This is a genomic window from Candidatus Phytoplasma fabacearum (assembly GCF_030586805.1).
In the GTDB taxonomy this organism is placed as follows: domain Bacteria; phylum Bacillota_I; class Bacilli_A; order Acholeplasmatales; family Acholeplasmataceae; genus Phytoplasma; species Phytoplasma fabacearum.
The window spans coordinates 1-2489 of the sequence record NZ_JAOSIM010000039.1 but is presented as its reverse complement, the minus strand read 5'-3'; the positions used below and the strand labels follow the sequence as shown (position 1 = coordinate 2489).

The 2489-nt window shown below is 37.8% G+C and carries 1 protein-coding gene; it reads left to right on the top strand.

Features of this window, described 5'->3' with window-relative positions:
* Positions 1-601: 601 nt before the first annotated feature.
* Positions 602-2332: a group II intron reverse transcriptase/maturase gene (ltrA, locus tag OC705_RS02425; RefSeq protein WP_304513987.1), complete on the top strand. Its 1731-nt coding sequence runs from the start codon at positions 602-604 to the stop codon at positions 2330-2332.
* The last annotated feature ends 157 nt before the right edge of the window (positions 2333-2489 follow it).

Below are 2489 nucleotides of genomic sequence, written 5' to 3'. Positions count from 1 at the left end.
TTATTTTCTGGGCGCCAAAGAGGCCTAAATTTCATGCTATCTAACCAATAGCCAGGGTCGATAAACCCTGAAAGGATATGGTCGGTTAGGTTAACGAAAGAACGCCGGATTACAGCAGACCATAAAAGCGGGTTGCGACGAAAGCAAATTAGTCAAGATGACTCCGCCACCGAATAATTCCATGGAGAAGCCTGAAATGGCCTAAGAAGGAAAATTGATGTAATAAAGAGACCTGTTCCGGAAGTTGCTTAAACGGACAGTCCAGAATCTATCAATATATAAGAAAAGTATTGGATAGTTTATCAAAGAAAGAAAACCTGGAATCAACCTCTTAAAGAGGATACTTCCCCTAAAGAATTAAGGTAGAGATTTAGTGTAACTTGGAGAATCCTAAAACTAAGTAATTAAATTTACTAATCCGGAAATGAAAGTCTGGATGGTCAAGGATAAAGAATCTTTTTAGTAGTCGTAAGGGTAAACCTAAATTTGGAATAATTTAGTTAATCGTCTTACCGAGAAGAGAGGTAATCACTCTTATAGGGCGAAAGAAGAAAGTAATTTACTATTTATTCAATGGCATCAAGGAAGGAGTTGATAGATTATGTCAACAACGGTTTCACCAGAAACTAAACTTTCGCGAACATTGAATAAGATTCAATATTGTTCATCAAAGGGCTACTCTCTGAAAAGAGAACTCCAGCAAGGAATGAATAACTTTCACAACACGTTAGTAGCATTTAATAAAATTGCGACTAACAGGGGAGCGGGTACACCCGGAATCGACAATGAAAAGATTGATGGTGTTAATCTAGATAGACTAGAAAGATACCATCGGGAATACATCAACAATGGTTACCACCCGAAACCAGTCAAAAGAATCCTCATTCCTAAGGATAAGGGGAAAAACAGACCCTTGGGCATACCGACCATCAGAGATAGATTGATACAAAAATGCTTGGAACAACTCTTAACTCCCTATTTTGAAAATATTTTTTCAGAATGGAGTTTTGGATTTAGAACCAAAAAATCTTGCCATGATGCTATCAAACGCGTCAAACAAAGATTTAAAGGGATAGATTATATTGTCAAAATCGACTTAAAAGGTTACTTTGATACCATCAATCACGAGATTCTGATGAGGACCATAAATCAGTTCATCAAAAAGAACAAAACGCTCTCAACCATTAACAAATGGCTAAAAGCCGATTTCATGAAGGATGGCATCAAATACGAATCCTTATCGGGCTCTCCTCAGGGAGGAATTATTTCTCCTCTGTTGGCGAATGTATATTTACATCACATCGACTTGAGAATGGAAGAGCTGATTAAAGAGGGAAGGCCAATTAAGAAGAGTAACCCAGAATATAAGAAAGCATGGTTTAAAAACCAACACGGCAATCTGGGGATTGATAGCTCTATCAACCTGAATCCAAAACCAAGAGTTGAATATATCCGTTATGCGGATGATTTTATCATCGGTATTAAAGGCGAATACAACCAGGCGGAAAGAATCAAAGACCAAGTAACGCAATGGCTAACGCAAGATTTGAACCTTACGGTTAGTAAGGATAAATCCAAAATTGTGAAAGCCAACAAAGGAACGAGGTTTCTATCTTACATGATAAAGGTTAACCCCACCAATAGAACCCGGGAAAGGAAAACCACTAGGAATTCCTTAAATGGCAGAGTTCAAATCCAAATTCCCCAGGCGAAAGCCAAAGAATATGGATATGAATATAATTGGTTAAAAAGGGGGGAAGTGAAACACGACGAAACATTAGCAGATAGGGACGAATTAGAAATAATCCGGACCTATAAGACAATTGTTAGAGGAATTATCCAATACTTTTGTTTAGCTAACAATCTCGGGGTTTTAACCCACTTAAATTATCTAGCTGAATATAGCTGTTTGAAAACGCTGGCAAGGAAACGAAAAACGTCAATTGCTAGAGTTCGGAAGAAACTTAATACAGGAGCAACCTGGAGTATTCCTTATCATAACAAAGGGAAAACCCAAGTTGAGTCATGGGTTGCTTACTCTTGGGATAGAATTAAAAGAATGCGTAATTATAAGGGAAATCCGGACATTACCATCAATAGATTTATATTCCAGAGTCGTACGAATCTAACTGACCGCCTAAAAGCAGAACGTTGTGAGCATTGCGATAAAACAACTCAACTACAAATTCATCACATTGGTACGGTCCGCAATGCGCACCACCAAAGTATCATGAATAAAAGAACCAAGGTATTGTGTAAAGATTGTCACCGAAAGGTAACCAATCAACAAATACGCGATATCAGAAAGAATAAGAACAATAGGAATAAATAGCTAATTAACCGTGAGGAAAAATTAGTCCCCGAAAGAGAGTAAATTATGGAAAGCCGGATGCTGGGAAACTTGCTTGTCCGGTTTGGACGGGGGCTGATTGTAAATAAAACAGCAAAGATAAATCGCTGAATAAAACGCAATTAATCTATCCGTATTA

Coding starts and splice junctions, on each gene's coding strand:
- ltrA (WP_304513987.1), top strand. CDS start 602: ATGTCAACAACGGTTTCACCAGAAACTAAACTTTCGCGAACATTGAAT.